Annotated in this window: 15 protein-coding genes; 8 read left to right on the top strand and 7 right to left on the bottom strand. The window is 74.0% G+C overall.

Annotated elements, in window-relative coordinates:
* The first annotated feature begins 41 nt into the window (after positions 1 to 41).
* On the top strand, positions 42 to 722 hold the full coding sequence (locus AB0K02_RS04305) for a pyridoxal 5'-phosphate synthase (protein ID WP_365990823.1): 681 nt from the start codon (positions 42 to 44) through the stop codon (positions 720 to 722).
* 3 nt (positions 723 to 725) lie between these two features.
* On the opposite strand, the gene AB0K02_RS04300 is transcribed toward AB0K02_RS04305, so the two are convergent.
* The gene (locus AB0K02_RS04300; protein ID WP_365990822.1) at positions 726 to 1121 is read right to left on the bottom strand and encodes a Zn-ribbon domain-containing OB-fold protein; all 396 of its coding nucleotides are present in this window, start codon (positions 1119 to 1121) and stop codon (positions 726 to 728) included.
* The gene (locus AB0K02_RS04295) at positions 1118 to 1570 is read right to left on the bottom strand and encodes a DoxX family membrane protein (RefSeq protein ID WP_365990821.1); all 453 of its coding nucleotides are present in this window, start codon (positions 1568 to 1570) and stop codon (positions 1118 to 1120) included. Before AB0K02_RS04295 ends, AB0K02_RS04300 begins: the two co-directional genes overlap by 4 nt.
* Positions 1571 to 1724: 154 nt before the next feature.
* On the opposite strand from AB0K02_RS04295, the gene AB0K02_RS04290 reads away from it, so the two are divergent.
* From AB0K02_RS04290 to AB0K02_RS04270, 5 genes are all read left to right on the top strand, one after another.
* The gene (locus AB0K02_RS04290) at positions 1725 to 2909 is read left to right on the top strand and encodes an NAD(P)/FAD-dependent oxidoreductase (RefSeq protein WP_365990820.1); all 1185 of its coding nucleotides are present in this window, start codon (positions 1725 to 1727) and stop codon (positions 2907 to 2909) included.
* A gap of 260 nt (positions 2910 to 3169) precedes the next feature.
* Positions 3170 to 5401 (top strand): acetate--CoA ligase family protein, encoded by a 2232-nt coding sequence (locus AB0K02_RS04285; protein WP_365990819.1) that lies wholly within the window; start codon positions 3170 to 3172, stop codon positions 5399 to 5401.
* A 65-nt stretch (positions 5402 to 5466) separates the two neighbouring features.
* Positions 5467 to 6192, top strand: a complete 726-nt coding sequence (locus tag AB0K02_RS04280) for an enoyl-CoA hydratase-related protein (protein WP_365991013.1) — start codon at positions 5467 to 5469, stop codon at positions 6190 to 6192.
* A 182-nt stretch (positions 6193 to 6374) separates the two neighbouring features.
* Positions 6375 to 6962, top strand: coding sequence for a flavin reductase family protein (locus tag AB0K02_RS04275; RefSeq protein WP_365991012.1), 588 nt, complete (start codon positions 6375 to 6377; stop codon positions 6960 to 6962).
* A 44-nt stretch (positions 6963 to 7006) separates the two neighbouring features.
* Positions 7007 to 7507 carry a DUF1203 domain-containing protein gene (locus AB0K02_RS04270; protein ID WP_365990818.1) on the top strand — a complete coding sequence of 167 codons (501 nt, stop codon included), beginning with the start codon at positions 7007 to 7009 and terminating at the stop codon, positions 7505 to 7507.
* 104 nt (positions 7508 to 7611) lie between these two features.
* Here the strand turns inward: AB0K02_RS04270 and AB0K02_RS04265 are convergent, their stop codons facing one another.
* Positions 7612 to 8919 (bottom strand): MFS transporter, encoded by a 1308-nt coding sequence (locus AB0K02_RS04265; protein WP_365990817.1) that lies wholly within the window; start codon positions 8917 to 8919, stop codon positions 7612 to 7614.
* A 73-nt stretch (positions 8920 to 8992) separates the two neighbouring features.
* Here AB0K02_RS04265 and AB0K02_RS04260 point away from each other — a divergent pair, with 73 nt between their 5' ends.
* Entirely contained in the window at positions 8993 to 9979 is a 987-nt protein-coding gene (locus AB0K02_RS04260) for a helix-turn-helix domain-containing protein (RefSeq protein WP_365990816.1), read from the top strand.
* Between the two features lie 73 nt (positions 9980 to 10052).
* Here the strand turns inward: AB0K02_RS04260 and AB0K02_RS04255 are convergent, their stop codons facing one another.
* The 3 genes from AB0K02_RS04255 to AB0K02_RS04245 all read right to left on the bottom strand — a co-directional run bounded on the left by AB0K02_RS04255 (position 10053) and on the right by AB0K02_RS04245 (position 12692).
* Positions 10053 to 11102 (bottom strand): Zn-dependent alcohol dehydrogenase, encoded by a 1050-nt coding sequence (locus tag AB0K02_RS04255; protein WP_365990815.1) that lies wholly within the window; start codon positions 11100 to 11102, stop codon positions 10053 to 10055.
* The gene (locus AB0K02_RS04250) at positions 11099 to 11362 is read right to left on the bottom strand and encodes a hypothetical protein (RefSeq protein ID WP_365990814.1); all 264 of its coding nucleotides are present in this window, start codon (positions 11360 to 11362) and stop codon (positions 11099 to 11101) included. The genes AB0K02_RS04255 and AB0K02_RS04250 overlap by 4 nt, the downstream gene beginning before the upstream one ends.
* Before the next feature lie 415 nt (positions 11363 to 11777).
* Positions 11778 to 12692 (bottom strand): SDR family oxidoreductase, encoded by a 915-nt coding sequence (locus AB0K02_RS04245; protein ID WP_365990813.1) that lies wholly within the window; start codon positions 12690 to 12692, stop codon positions 11778 to 11780.
* An 80-nt stretch (positions 12693 to 12772) separates the two neighbouring features.
* Between AB0K02_RS04245 and AB0K02_RS04240 the strand changes: the two genes are divergently transcribed.
* Positions 12773 to 13699, top strand: coding sequence for a cyclase family protein (locus tag AB0K02_RS04240; RefSeq protein WP_365990812.1), 927 nt, complete (start codon positions 12773 to 12775; stop codon positions 13697 to 13699).
* Between the two features lie 10 nt (positions 13700 to 13709).
* On the opposite strand, the gene AB0K02_RS04235 is transcribed toward AB0K02_RS04240, so the two are convergent.
* Positions 13710 to 14219, bottom strand: coding sequence for an ATP-binding protein (locus AB0K02_RS04235; protein ID WP_365990811.1), 510 nt, complete (start codon positions 14217 to 14219; stop codon positions 13710 to 13712).
* Positions 14220 to 14467 lie beyond the last annotated feature (248 nt).

Genomic DNA, 14467 nt, shown 5'->3' with positions numbered 1-14467 from the left:
CGTGGACAGGCCCCGCGCCGTGGCGGCGTTGAATGACCCCCATGAGCGACGACCAGACCGCCCGCCAGGAGACGTTCCGGGCCCTCCTGCGCGCCCAGCGCGTGTGGGACGTGCCGTCCCTGCCCTCCTTCGACCCGGACGCGGCACCGGACACACCGCTGGAACTGTTCCACCGCTGGTTCGCCGAGGCCGTCGCGGCCGGGCAGCGCGAACCCCACACGATGACGCTCGCGACCGTGGACGACGAGGGCCGCCCCGATCTGCGGACGCTGATGCTGCACGACGCCGACGCGCGCGGCTGGCACTTCGCCTCGCACTCCACGAGCGCCAAGGGCCGGCAGCTGGCCGCCCGTCCGACGGCCGCGCTCGGCTTCTACTGGGCCGGGCAGGGCCGCCAGGTGAGGGTGCGCGGCACGGTCACCGCGGCCTCGGCGACGGAGGGGCAGGCCGATCTGCACGCCCGCTCGACGGGAGCGCTCGCCGCCGCGCTCACCGGGCGCCAGAGCGAGGTGCTGTCCTCGCAGGCCGAGCTGGCGCGGGCGTCGCAGGCCGCGTGGGAGCGGGCCGAGGCGGAGCCGGACGCGCCCGTGCCGACCTGGACGCTGTACGTCCTTCGGCCGCGCGAGGCCGAGTTCTTCCAGGGGGACGCCCGGCGCAGGCACGTACGGCTGCGGTACCGGCGCACCGAGTACGGCTGGGAGCGGGAGCTGCTCTGGCCGTGACCCTCACGCCGGCCGGAAGACCGGGACCGTGACACCGTCCTCCCCCGTGCGGAACGCCACGACCAGCCGCATCCCGACGGCGAGGTCCGCCGCCGCGCAGGCGACGACCTCGGTCATCATCCGTGGCCCTTCGGCGAGTTCGACGACGGCGGCGGTGTACGGGAGCCGGTCGCCGAACGGCGGCAGGTCGTTGCGGTGGACGACGGACCAGGTGTGGAGCACGGCCCGCCCGCTCGCCCGCTCCCAGACGACGTTCTCGCTCCAGCAGCGCGGGCAGAACTCGCGTGGGTAGTGGTGCGCCCTGCCGCAGTCGTCGCAGCGGCGGATCAGCAGGGTCCCGGCCGCGGCCGCCTCCCAGAAGGGGCGGGTGAAGTCGTCTGCTTCGGGGGTGGCGGTCACGGAAGGAGACCGATCGCGCGGTCGAGGGACCAGGTCTGCCAGGACACGGTGAACAGGGCGACGACGGAGGCGAGCGCCATCATGGCGTTCTGCCCCTGCTCCGCCCAGTCGTGGATCATCAGCACGAGGTAGAGCAGGTTGAGGATCAGCCCGCCGGCGAGGGCGACCGGGGTGAGCAGGCCGCTCACCAGACCCAGCCCGAGGGCGAGTTCGGCGTACACGACGATGTACGCCATCAGCCTGGGGCGCGGGGCGACCACCTTCTCGAAGCCGGTGCGCACGGCCTGCCAGCGGTGCTCCCGGGCGACGCCGGCGGCCCAGGCGATGCCGGTGCCGCGCTCGAACCAGCTCTTCCGGTCCTTGTGGCGCCAGCTCTCCAGCCACCAAAGGCCGAGACCGATACGCAGGACGGCGGCCCATTCGGCGCCGGTCAGCCAGACGGTCCGCATGGCCGGTCCCCTCCCCGAAGTGAAATCTGACGATACGTCAGTTGAGCGGATCGGGCCGCTGCGCGCAAGACCTCCACAGGCGTGACCCATTCGCAACCGAACGAGATCTTGACTGATACCCATCAATAAATCGGAAGATTTACGCTCACCGTTCATGGCCGACGAAATGGGCAGGATCAAGGGCGTCATCGACCTGACGGACGACCGGCCCGTCTACGTCGTCGGCGGCGGCCCCGGTGGACTCGCCGCCGCGGCCGCGCTGCGCAGGCGCGGCGTACGGGCGGTGGTACTGGAGAAGTCCGGCTCCGTCGGCGCCTCCTGGCGCGGCCACTACGACCGCCTGCGCCTGCACACCACCCGCGGACTGTCCTCACTGCCGGGCCTCGCGATGCCGCGCTCGTTCGGGCGCTGGGTCGCGCGCGACGACGTCGTCCGCTACCTGGAGACGTACGCCGAGCACCACGAGCTGGACGTCGTCACGGGGGTCGAGGTGTCCCGCGTCGAGCGGGCGGACGCGGGCTGGCTGCTGCGGGCGAGCGGCGGCCGTGAACTGACCGGCCGCGCGGTCGTGGTGGCCACCGGCTACAACCACACCCCGCACGTGCCCTCCTGGCCGGGCCTGGAGGGGTACGGGGACGGGCTGGTCCACGCCTCGCGGTACCGCGACGCCGCGCCCTACGTCGGCAAGGACGTCCTGGTCGTGGGCGCGGGCAACACCGGCGCGGAGATAGCGGTCGACCTCGCGGCGGGCGGGGCCGCACACGTCCGCCTCGCGATCCGCACGGTCCCGCACATCCTGCCCCGCTCCACGGCCGGCTGGCCCGCCCAGCGCACGGGCATCCTCGTGCGCCGCCTGCCGGCACTGCTGACGGACCCCGCGACCGCGCTGATGTGCCGGCTGGCCCTGCCCGACCTCTCGGAGCACGGTCTGCCGCGCCCGGACACCGGCCTGAAGGCGCGGGCGAGGGCCGGCGCGACCCCGGTCCTGGACATGGGGCTGGTCGACGCGGTGCGTTCCGGCCGGGTCGACGTGGTCGCGGCGGTGGAGTCGTTCGACGACCGCAAGGTGGTCCTCGCGGACGGCACCCGGCTGACCGCGGACGCGGTGATCGCCGCCACGGGCTACCGGCGCGGCCTGGAGGGCATGGTCGGCCATCTCGGCGTACTGGACGCCACCGGCCGCCCGCTGGTGCGCGGCGGACGCTGCCCGTCCGAGGCGCCGGGCCTGTACTTCACGGGCTTCACGAACCCGATCAGCGGGATGCTGCGGGAGCTGGCGAAGGACGCGGATCGGATCGCGCGAGCGGTGGCCCGCACACGCGCGAGGCCGACGGCCTGACCATGGGGACCCGGGACCGGCGGAGGCGTGGCCGTCGACCCGCACGAGGGGCCCTCGGACCGTTCGACGGTCTGCACACGGCGTCGCGGGACGGGACGCCGACGGGCGAGCGCACCCCTCCTCGCGCAGCGGCGGCGAGGGAGCGGACCGGCACTGCTTCCGCACGGGCGGTTCCTGACGCTCAGTCAGTTCGCTAATCTGACTGTGCGTCAGTTATGGGCCGACAGGCCCGCACCGTCGAGCGGGAGCGGGGACCAGCGATGCTCGGATCAACTCACGGCACCCTCACCTCCGACCTCCGCGCGCGCGTCGTCGCCTGCGGCGAGCAGACCGGGGACGCCGTCCACGAAACCGCCGCCGTCACCGCGGCGGCAGGCGGGACGGACGTCAGCGGACGGCCGCTGTACGCGCCCGTGCCCGACCTCGACCGGTTCTTCCGGCCCGCGTCCGTCGCCGTCGTCGGCGCGTCCGACGCCGAGGGCCGCCCGAACGCCGGCATCACCCGCCGGCTCGTCGCATGGGCCGAGCGCGCCGGGGCACGGCTGCACCCCGTCCACCCCTCGCGCGCGTCCGTCTTCGGGCGCCCCTGCGTGCGCTCCGTACGGGATCTGCCCGCACCGGTCGACCTGGCCGTCCTCCTGGTCGCCGACCCGCTGCCCGTGGTCGAGGAGCTGGCCGAGGCCAAGGCGCGCTTCGCCGTGGCCTTCGCGTCCGGATACGCCGAGACCGGCCCGGAGGGCGCGGCCGCCCAGGAGCGGCTCGCCCGGGCAGCCGAGGAAGCCGGCGTCCGGCTGCTCGGACCCAACACCAACCTCAACGCCTTCGAGCACTTCCGCGACGACCTGGAAGGACCGGCCGTCGCGCTGATCACCCAGTCCGGGCACCAGGGCCGGCCCCTGTTCGCCCTCCAGGAAATCGGCGTACGCCTCTCCCACTGGGCGCCCACCGGAAACGAGGCGGACCTGGAGTGCGCGGACTTCCTCTCGTACTTCGCCGAGCAGCCGGAGGTCGGGGCCATCGCGTGCTACCTGGAGGGGCTGAAGGACGGGCGTTCCTTCCTGCTCGCCGCCGACCGCGCCGCGCGCCGCGGGGTGCCGGTCGTCGCGGTCAAGGTGGGCCGCACCGAGGCGGGCGCGCGCACGGCCGCCTCGCACACCGGCAAGCTCACCGGGACGGACGCGGTGGTGGACGCGGCGATGCGCCAGTACGGCGTGATCCGGGTCGACGGACTCGACGAACTCCAGGACACCGCCGCCCTGCTGGCGCGTGCCCGCACCCCGGTCGCCGACGGGGTCGCCGTGTACGCGATATCCGGCGGCACGGGCGCGCACTTCGCGGATCTGGCGACGGCCGCGGGCCTGCGCATCCCGCGGCTGTCCGAGGCCCGGCAGGCCGAGCTGCACCGGTGGATACCGCCGTATCTGAACGTGGCGAACCCGGTCGACAACGGCGGCCACCCCGTCGGCGACGAACGGGGCCGGAAGATCATCGACGCGCTTCTCGCCGACCCCGCGATCGGGGTGCTGATCTGTCCGATCACCGGCCCGTTCCCTCCGATGAGCGACCGGCTCGCGCAGGACCTGGCGGACGCCGCGGAGACCACGGACAAGCTGGTGTGCGTGGTGTGGGGGTCGCCGGTCGGCACCGAGGAGGCGTACCGGTCGACCCTGCTCGGGTCCTCGCGCGTCGCGACGTTCCGCACGTTCGCCAACTGCATCACGGCCGTACGGGCCCACCTGGCGCACCACCGCTTCACCGCCGGGTACGTCTCGCCGTTCGACGAGGCGCCGCGCACCCCGTCCCCGTCGTTCCGCAAGGCCCAGGCACTGATGCGGCCGGGCGAGCAGCTGAGCGAGCACGCGGCCAAGCAGCTGCTGCGGGCGTACGGGATCCGGGTGCCGCGCGAGCAGCTGGTGACGAGCGCGGCCGGGGCCGTGCGGGCGGCGGGCCTGGTCGGCTACCCGGTCGTGATGAAGGCGTCCGCGCCGCGCCTCGCGCACAAGACCGAGCTGGGCCTGGTCAGGATCGGGCTCACCTCGGCGAGCCAGGTGCGCGACGCGTACCGCGAGCTGACCGACATCGCCCGCTACGAGGGCATCGGGCTCGACGGGGTGCTGGTGTGCCAGATGGTCGAACGGGGCGTGGAGATGGTCGTCGGCGTCGCCCAGGACGAGCTGTTCGGGCCCACGGTGACCGTGGGGCTGGGGGGCGTGCTGGTGGAGGTGCTCAACGACGTGGCCGTACGCGTCCCTCCGTTCGGCGAGGACCAGGCGCGCGCGATGCTCGCCGAACTGCGCGGCCGCGCGCTGCTGGAGGGGGTGCGCGGCGGCCCGCCGTCGGATGTGGACGCGCTGGTGGAGGTGGTGCTGCGGGTGCAGCGGATGGCGCTGGAACTGGGCGGGGTGCTGTCCGAGCTGGACGTCAACCCGCTGATGGTCCTCCCACGGGGCCGGGGCGCGGTGGCGCTGGACGCGCTGGCGGTGTGCCGGTGACGCGGGACGTGCTGCACGCGTGCGCCGACGGCGTCTCGTGGATCACGCTGAACCGGCCCGAGGCGATGAACGCGGTGACGTGGGAGCAGCGGGAGCGGATCACCGGCCTGCTGGGCTCGGCGTCCGAGGATCCTGCGGTACGGGCCGTGGTGCTGACGGCCACGGGGCGGGGCTTCTGCGCGGGGGCGGACCTGCGCGGCCCGTCGGCCGCGACGGCCGGCGACCGGCTGCCGGGTGACGTGGCCCGGCTGATCCGGCGGGGCGCGCAGCGGCTGATCGGGGCCGTACTGGACTGCGAGAAGCCGGTGATCGCGGCGGTGAACGGGACGGCGGCGGGTATCGGGGCGCATCTGGCGCTGGCGTGCGACCTGGTGCTGGCGTCCCAGGACGCGCGCTTCGTCGAGGTGTTCGTCCGGCGCGGGCTCGTGCCCGACGGCGGCGGGGCCTACCTCCTCCCCCGCCTGATCGGCCCGCAGCGCACGAAGGAGCTGATGTTCTTCGGCGACGCGCTTTCGGCGCACGACGCGGAGCGCCTCGGCCTGGTGAACCGGGTGGTCCCGGCGGACTCCCTGGAGGAGACGGCCCGCGCCTGGGCGAACCGCCTGGCATCGGGCCCCACGAGGGCACTGACCCTGACGAAGCAGCTGGTGAACGCGTCGCTGGACACGGACCGGGCGACGTCGTTCGCGGCGGAGGCGTGGGCCCAGGAGCTCACCATGACGACGCGGGACGCGGCGGAGGGCGTGACGAGCTTCAGGGAGCGGCGGGTGCCGCGGTTCGAGGGGCGGTAGGGGCGGCAGAGGGTTGCCCTTGCCCGAACGGCCGGCGGCCGCACTCGGGGCACGGCTCAGCGTGACGTTCGAGCCCCTTGATCGCGCGAGCCGACGCACGGTGCACACGGAGAAGGGCGTAACGGCCATTCTCTTCTGACGAACCGTCAGGTTCAATGGAGCGCATGATGGGACACGCGGCCATGGCCGCCACCGCCGTGCGCTACCTCCGGTCCGTCGGGGCCGCGACCGCATCGACCGGGGCGTACGAGGTGACGCCGCGGCTGCGGGCCGTCGGGGAGGACGAGCGGGCCGGCGTCGACCGACGTGAGTTCCGGCGGGTGCTCGGAAGCTTCGCCAGCGGCGTCACCGTCGTCACGGCGTGCGACGCGGACGGTCCCGCCGGGTTCGCGTGCCAGTCCTTCGCCTCCCTGTCGCTCGACCCGCCGCTCGTCGTCTTCATGGTCGGGCGCACCTCCACGACCTGGCCGCGCATCGCCCGCGCCGGGGTCTTCTGCGTCAACGTCCTCGCCGAGGACCAGGAGGCGCTGTGCCGGGGCTTCGCGGTGAGCGGCGCGGACAAGTTCGCGGGCGTCGGGCACCGCCCGGCCCCGGCGACCGGCTCCCCGCTGCTCGACGGCGTGGCGGCGTGGATCGACTGCACGGTCCAGGCCGTTCACACCGGCGGCGACCACCTCGTCGTGGTGGGCCGGGTCGAGGCGCTGGACGCCCCCGGCGACGCCATGCCGCTGCTGTTCCACCGGGGGCGGTTCGGGCGGCTCGACGTCTGAATGCCGCCGGCGCACAGGCGGGTGCGCACCCGATGCTGGGGCGCATGGACAGCGACTACGAGGCTCTCGCCATCACCCCCGCCGCACTGAAGCAGTTGCGCAAGCGCGACGACGCCGGGCTCGTCCCACGCCCGTACACCGACCCGGAGGGCGGCGCCCCGCTGCGCTGCTGCCTGCGGCACAGCGAGGCCGGGGAGCGCATCGCCCTCGTCGCGTACGCGCCGCTGCGTCGCTGGGCGGCCGCGACGGGCGCGGACCCGGGCCCGTACGACGAGACCGGGCCCGTCTTCGTGCACGCCGAGGAGTGCGCGGGGCAGACGTCCGGCCCCGGCTACCCGGCCGAACTGCACGGCGCGCGCCGGGTCCTGCGCGCCTACGGCGCCGACGGGCGCATCCTCGGCGGCACGCTCGTCGAGGTCCCCGAGGAGCGGGCCGCCGAGGAGGACGGCATGCTGCGGGACGTGTTCGCCGACCCGGCCGTGGCGCTGGTCCATGTGCGCGCCGTGGACTTCGGCTGCTTCATGGTCGAGGTGCGCCGCCGCTGAGCGCACACCGCCGTCGGGCCGGGCCCGGAACGCGCCGGACTCCCGCGCGGCTGCCCACGGGGCGAGTGTCGCCGCGGGCGCCGGGACCCGCGGCGACAGGTTCCCTATCCCGCGGCGGGCTTCAGCGTCGGCAGCGGCCTGCGGCGGATGACGAGGGCCATCAGCGCCGCCGCGGCGCACAGCGCCCCCGAGGCGTACCAGACCACGTCGTACGAGCCGAACACGTCGCGCGCCACACCCCCGGCGAAGGCCACCGCCGCCGCGCCCACCTGGTGGGAGGCGAGGACCCAGCCGAAGACGATCGCGCTGTCCTCGCCGTAGTGCTCGCGGCACAGCGCGATGGTCGGCGGAACCGTGGCCACCCAGTCCAGACCGTAGAAGACGATGAAGAAGATCATCGGCGGGTGCACGGACGGCGCCAGCAGCATCGGCAGGAAGAGGAGCGAGACGCCGCGCAGCGCGTAGTAGACGGCGAGCAGCCGGCGTGCCTCGAAACGGTCCGTGAACCAGCCGGAGGCGATGGTGCCGACCACGTCGAAGACGCCGATGACGGCGAGCAGCGAAGCGGCCGCCGTGATCGGCATGCCGTGGTCGTGGGCCGCAGGCACGAAGTGGGTCTTGACCAGGCCGTTCGTCGAGGCGCCACAGATCGCGAAGGTGCCGGCGAGCAGCCAGAACGGGCCGGTGCGGGCCGCCTCGAACAGGACGGTGAGCGCGCGGCGGGCCGCGCCCGGCACCGGGTCGGGCTTGGGCGTGAAGCCCTCGGCGCCGTACGCCGCGAGGCCCACGTCGGCCGGGTGGTCGCGCAGCAGCAGCCATACGAACGGGACGACGGCGAGCGCCGCCAGCGCGACGGTGACCGCCGCGGGCCGCCAGCCGTGGTGCTCCACCAGCCAGGAGAGCAGGGGCAGGAAGACCAGCTGCCCGGACGCGCCCGCCGCGGTGAGGATGCCGGTGACCAGGCCGCGCCGCTTGACGAACCAGCGGTTGGTGACGGTCGCGGCGAAGGCGAGCGCCATCGAGCCGGAGCCGAGGCCGACGAGAATGCCCCAGTACAGGACGAGCTGCCACGGCTCGGTCATCCGCACCGTGAGCACGGAGCCCGCCGCGATCACGGAGAGGGCGACCGCGACGACCCGGCGGATGCCGAACCGGTCCATCAGCGCCGCGGCGAACGGCGCGGTGAGCCCGTACAGCGCGAGGTTCACCGAGACGGCGAACCCGATCGTCCCGCGCGACCAGTCGAACTCCGAGTGCAGCGGCTCGATCAGCAGGCCGGGCAGGGAGGCGAAGGCGGCGGCGCCGATGATCGTCACGAAGGTGACGGCGGCGACGAACCACGCGCGGTGGACACGGGCAGGACGGCGAAGGGGCTGCTGGGAGCCGGTGTGCAGGTCGGTTGTCTGGGTCACGTCACCCAGCTTTCGACATGCGTAGCGCACACAACGAGTGGCCCGAAGGACAGCATTCGCTAGGATCGGGCCAATGAGCGAGGTGAGAAGGCATCGGGTGGTGGTCCTGGCGCTGACCGGGCTGCTCCCCTTCGAACTGGGCATTCCGCACCGCATCTTCGGCCGCGCCAGGGACGCCGAGGGCCGTCTCCTGTACGAGATCCTCACGTGCGGTCTCACCGCGGGCCCCGTCCGGACGGACGCGGACTTCGCGGTGACCGTCGAGCACGGCCCCGAGGTGCTGGCCACCGCCGACACGGTCGTGGTCCCCGCCTCGTACGAGCTCGGGCCCGTCTACGAGGAAGGGCGCCTCACCGACGAGCTGGCCGCAGCCCTCGCGTACATCCGGCCGGGCACCCGCATGGTCTCGATCTGCACCGGCGGCTACGTCCTCGCCGCGGGAGGCTACCTCGACGGCAGGCCCGCCACCACGCACTGGTCGTCGGCCGAGCACTTCCAGCGGCTGTTCCCGTCCGTACGGGTCGACGCCGACGTCCTGTTCATCGACGACGGGGACGTGCTGACCTCGGCGGGCGTCGCGGCCGGGATCGACCTGTGCCTGCACATCGTTCGCCGCGACCACGGCACGGCCGTCGCCAACGAGGTCGCGCGCCGCACGGTGGTCCCGCCGCACCGGGACGGCGGCCAGGCCCAGTTCATCCACCGCCCCCTGCCGGAACCGCAGATGGCGACCACCACCTCGGCCCGCGCCTGGGCGCTCGCCCGCCTCCACGAGCCGATCCAGCTGCGCGACATGGCCGCGCAGGAGTCCATGTCCGTACGGACCTTCACGCGCCGCTTCCGCGAGGAGGCCGGGGTCAGCCCCGGCCAGTGGATCACCCAGCAGCGCGTGGAACGGGCCCGGCACCTGCTGGAGTCCACGGACCTGTCGGTGGACCAGGTCGCGCGGGACGCGGGCTTCGGCACGGCCCAGTCGATGCGCCAGCACCTCCAGGCGGCGCTGGGGGTGCCTCCGACGGTCTACCGCCGGACGTTCCGCGCGGGGTCGGGGAGCGGCTGAGCGGGCTGTGCACCGGGTTCTGCGCCCACCGCCGGTCGGCGCCTGAGCTGGGGGCGCCGGGGGCGCCTCCGGCTCAGAACGTCAGCACCCCGCGCGCCACCCGGCCGTGGCGTGCGTCGTCCGCCGCCTTCGCGAAGTCCTCGATCGGGTAGGTCTCGGTGACGAGTTCGTCGAGCAGCAGCTCGCCCCGCCGGTACAGCTCGGCGTAGAGCGCGATGTCGTGCTGCGGCCGCGACGACCCGTAACGGCAGCCGAGCACCGACTTGTCGAGGAACAGCGACGCCGGCAGGAACGCGGCCTCCGCCGTGGGAGAGGTCATGCCCAGCAGGACCGCCTGCCCGCGCCGGTCGAGGAGGTCGATCGCCTGCCGGACCAGCGCGGGGCTCCCGACGCACTCGAAGACGTGGTCGGCGCCGGCCGGCAGGACGTCCCGCACGGCGCCTGTGGAGGTGAGGAAGTCCGTCGCGCCGAACCGGCGCGCCATGGCCTCCTTGGCCGGGTTGGCGTCGACCGCGACGATCGCGGACGCGCCCGCGATCCGGGCGCCCTGGACGACGTTGAGCCCGATGCCACCGGCGCCGATCACGACGACGGTCTCGCCCCGTCCGGTCCCGGCCCGGTTCAGCACGGCGCCGACGCCGGTGAGGACCGCGCAGCCGATGAGCGCGGCGGAGGTCAGCGGGATGTCGGCGGGGATTTTCACCGCCTGCACGGCCTTGACGACCGTGCGCTCGGCGAAGGCGGAGTCGGCGGCGAACTGGAACACCGGCGTGCCGCCGCGCGAGAACGGCCGGCCGGGGCGGCCGATCGCACGCCGGCACATGGTCGGGCGTCCGCGGTCGCAGTCGGCGCACGTCCCGCAGTTCGCGAGGGTCGACAGGCAGACGTGGTCGCCGGGCGCGACATGGCGGACACCGGGGCCGACCGCCTCGACGACCCCCGCGCCCTCGTGGCCGAGCACGACGGGGGAGGGGAAGGGGATCGTTCCGTCGATCACCGACAGGTCGCTGTGGCACAGCCCGGCGGCGGCGATCGCGACGAGGACCTCGCCGGGACCGGGTTCGCGTATCTCCAGGTCGTCGACGACCTGCGTCCGCATGCCGTCGAACACCACGCCTCTCATCGCCTCGGCTCCTCGGGCAGGCCGAGCACGCGCTCGGCGACGACGGTGCGCCGGATCTCGTCCGGGCCGCAGCAGACGATGGCGTCCGGGTCGAGAAGGAACGGGCGCCGGTGGTCGCGGAGTTCGCAGGCGCCGCCCGTGGCCCGCGGCCCCGGCCCGGCGGTGGCCGGCGGACCGCCCGGCGTGCACAGCGCGGTCCAGCGCGTGTGCCGGGCCTCGTCCCTGAAGGCGGGGTCACCGCTGCCGACGTCGACGTCCATGAGTGCTCCTGTCATTGAGCCGGGCCTTCCCACCCATCCGCCCCTCTCTGTCGGGGGGGTACGGCGCACCCCCACGCTCCCGCCCCGGCCCGGCGAACCAACGGCCCCGGCCCCCACCGGACGCGCGGCATCCCTCCGCCCAACCGGCGCGCCACCGCCCCGGACATCGGGCACCCGGTGCGGGCACGCCGCAAGCCCGCGCCCCGGCCCCTGAACCGGGCCCGGGAGCCGCAGCCCTCCGGGTCCACCACAGCCCCGCCACGGGCCGTCGGCTCGGCGGCGGCCCGTGCGCCCACGCTTTCCCGCTCGCGCGGACAACCCACCGCACCCGTCCGCGGGACGGGCCCGCACGGGAGTTGCGGGCCCGCGCCGCCGGGCCACGACCGCGCCGCCGGGCACGCCCGGTCCGCCGGTGTCACGTGTTCGGGCGGGCGCCCTGCGCCGCCGCCGCGGACATGTCGGCGACACGCGACAGCAGCGGCATCGGGTCCGTGCCCACCGTGCCGGGCAGCGCGCGGGCGATCCGCTCCGGGGTCCAGGCGCCGCCCTCCGCGTAGGCCGCGCGGAGTTCCCTCGGCTGGGCCCAGACCGCGATCTTGGGCCCGGCCACCGTGTACACCTGGCCCGTGATGCCCTCCGCGTGCGCGGCGTCGGAGAGCAGGTAGACCACGAGCGCCGCCACGTCCTCCGGGTCGCCGATCTCGGTGAGCTCCACGGGGACGTTCGCCGACATGCGGGTGCGGGCGACGGGGGCCACCGCGTTCGCCGTGACGCCGTACTTGTGGAGGCCGAGCGCCGCGCTGCGGACCAGCGAGATGACGCCGCCCTTCGCCGCCGCGTAGTTGGCCTGGGACACCGATCCCTGATGGTTGCCGCTGGTGAAGCCGATCAGCGTGCCCGCTCCCTGCCGCCGCATCACCGCGGACGCCGCCCGGAAGACGGTGAACGTGCCCTTGAGGTGGGTGGCGACGACCGGGTCCCACTCCTCCTCGGTCATGTTGAACAGCATCCGCTCGCGCAGGATCCCGGCCACGCACACGACGCCGTCGAGCCGCCCGTACCGCTCCAGCGCGACGTCGACGACCCGCTGCCCGCCCGCCATCGTGGAGATGTCGTCGGCGACCGCGACCGCGTCGCCGCCCGCCGCCTCGATCTCCTTGACGACGGCCGCCGCGATCTCGCTCGTCGGTTCGCCGCCCGCGACGGAGACGCCGTAGTCGTTGACCACGACCCTCGCGCCCTCGGACGCGGCCGCGCGGGCGACCGCGCGGCCGATGCCGCGTCCCGCACCGGTCACGGCGACCACCTTGCCTGCCAAGAAGTTCCCCATGCCGGCCCCTTCCGCACAATCTGACGGCCCGTTAGATTCTTGGCCCGTCGGACAGCCGAGCACAAGCCCCAGGAGGTGCCATGTCCCTGCCGGCCGCGTTCCACGAGATCGCGAAACGCGTCAACAACTGGGGGCGGTGGGGGGCCGGGGACGAGGTCGGCACACTGAACCTGATCACCCCGGCCGCCGTGCGGGACGCCGTCGCCACCGTCACGCAGGGTCTGCGCGTCCCGCTCGCGCTCCCGCTCCGGCAGGGCGGTGTCCAGACCGGCGTCATTCCGGGACGGGTCGACCCCCTGCACACCATGGTGCAGATCAACCAGGAGCTCTTCGGTCCCGGCACCGTCGCCACCAGCGACGACGTGGTGACGATGGGGCTGCAGTGCGCGACGCACTGGGACGCGCTCCCCCACGCCTCGCACTCGGGCGTGCTCTACAACGGCCGCCCCGCCGCCTCCGTCACCGCCCACGGCGGCGCCGGGTTCAGCGGCATCGGCACCGCCCCGCCGGTCGTCTCACGGGGCGTCCTGCTGGACGTCGCCCGCGCGAAGGGGGTGGACACGCTGCCCGGCGACCACGCCGTCACGCCCGAGGACCTGGACGAGGCCGAGGAGTTCGGCGGGGTCACGGTCCGGTCCGGTGACATCGTCCTCGTACGGACGGGGCAGATGCGCCGCCTGCTGGCGGGAGACAGGCACGGCTACGGCCATCCCTCGCCCGGCCTGTCCGTCCGCACACCCGAATGGTTCCACGCCCGTGACGTCGCGGCCGTCGCCAACGACACGCTCACCTTCGAGATCTTCCCGCCGGAGATCGAGAACCTCTGGCTGCCCGTGCACGCGCTCCATCTGGTGGAGATGGGCATGCTCCAGGGTCAGAACTGGAACCTGGAGGAGCTGTCCGCCGCCTGCGCGGAGCAGGGGCGCCACGCCTTCCTGCTGTGTGCCATGCCGGAGCCGTTCGTCGGCGGCACGGGCACGCCCGTCGCTCCGGTGGCCGTGCTCTAGGAGGCGGGCGTCAGGCGCCGCGTGCCGTCGCGCGCAGTGCGCCGTACGACTCGATCCCGTACGTCGCCTCGTGCACGCGCGGCCCCGCGTGCGGCGCTTGCCGGACGGGAGCGGGAGCGGGACATCGGTCCACCTCGCACCAGATGGACTTGCCGGAGCCCTCCGCACGCCAACCCCAGCGATCCGCGAGCCCGTCGACGAGTTCCAGACCGCGGCCGTTCGTGTCCTCGCCCTCCGCGCGCCGGCGGCGGGGCGGGCAGGCGCTGCTGTCGGCGACCTCGACCCGCACGGTCCCCACCTCCGCGGGACTCCCGCCGAGCAGCATCCGCAGCACCGCCGGACACCCCGTGTGCACCACGGCGTTGGTGACGAGCTCCGAGATCAGCAGGATCAACGTCTCGGCCAGCGGCTCGTCGTCGCCCACCCCTGACCTCACGAGGCGCGAACGGGCCCACCTGCGCGCCCGCCCCACCTCCGCGGGATCGGGCCCGATCTCCAACTGCACCTGAAGCACCTGCACCGCTCACACCATCCGAACCGGCGGACACATCGCCTTGCGCCTCACAGTCATCACGGAACGTGATTTCCTTGCAGGACAGCATGGTTGACGTTCAGTCACCACAACAAGCGCTTCAGGCATATTCCAGCGTGACGGAGTACCCATGGTGCATACTGTGCGACGCACCTCGCGGGGAGTCGAACACAGGCTCGCAGTCCGCACACGCAGCGGCCGATCAGCGCGCATCGACGGGCCCGGACCGGCCGGAC

This window comes from Streptomyces sp. NPDC049597, assembly GCF_040675505.1.
Classification (GTDB): Bacteria; Actinomycetota; Actinomycetes; order Streptomycetales; family Streptomycetaceae; genus Streptomyces.
Note: the sequence above shows the minus strand (reverse complement) of the source record. Positions and strands in the feature narration are given on the sequence as shown.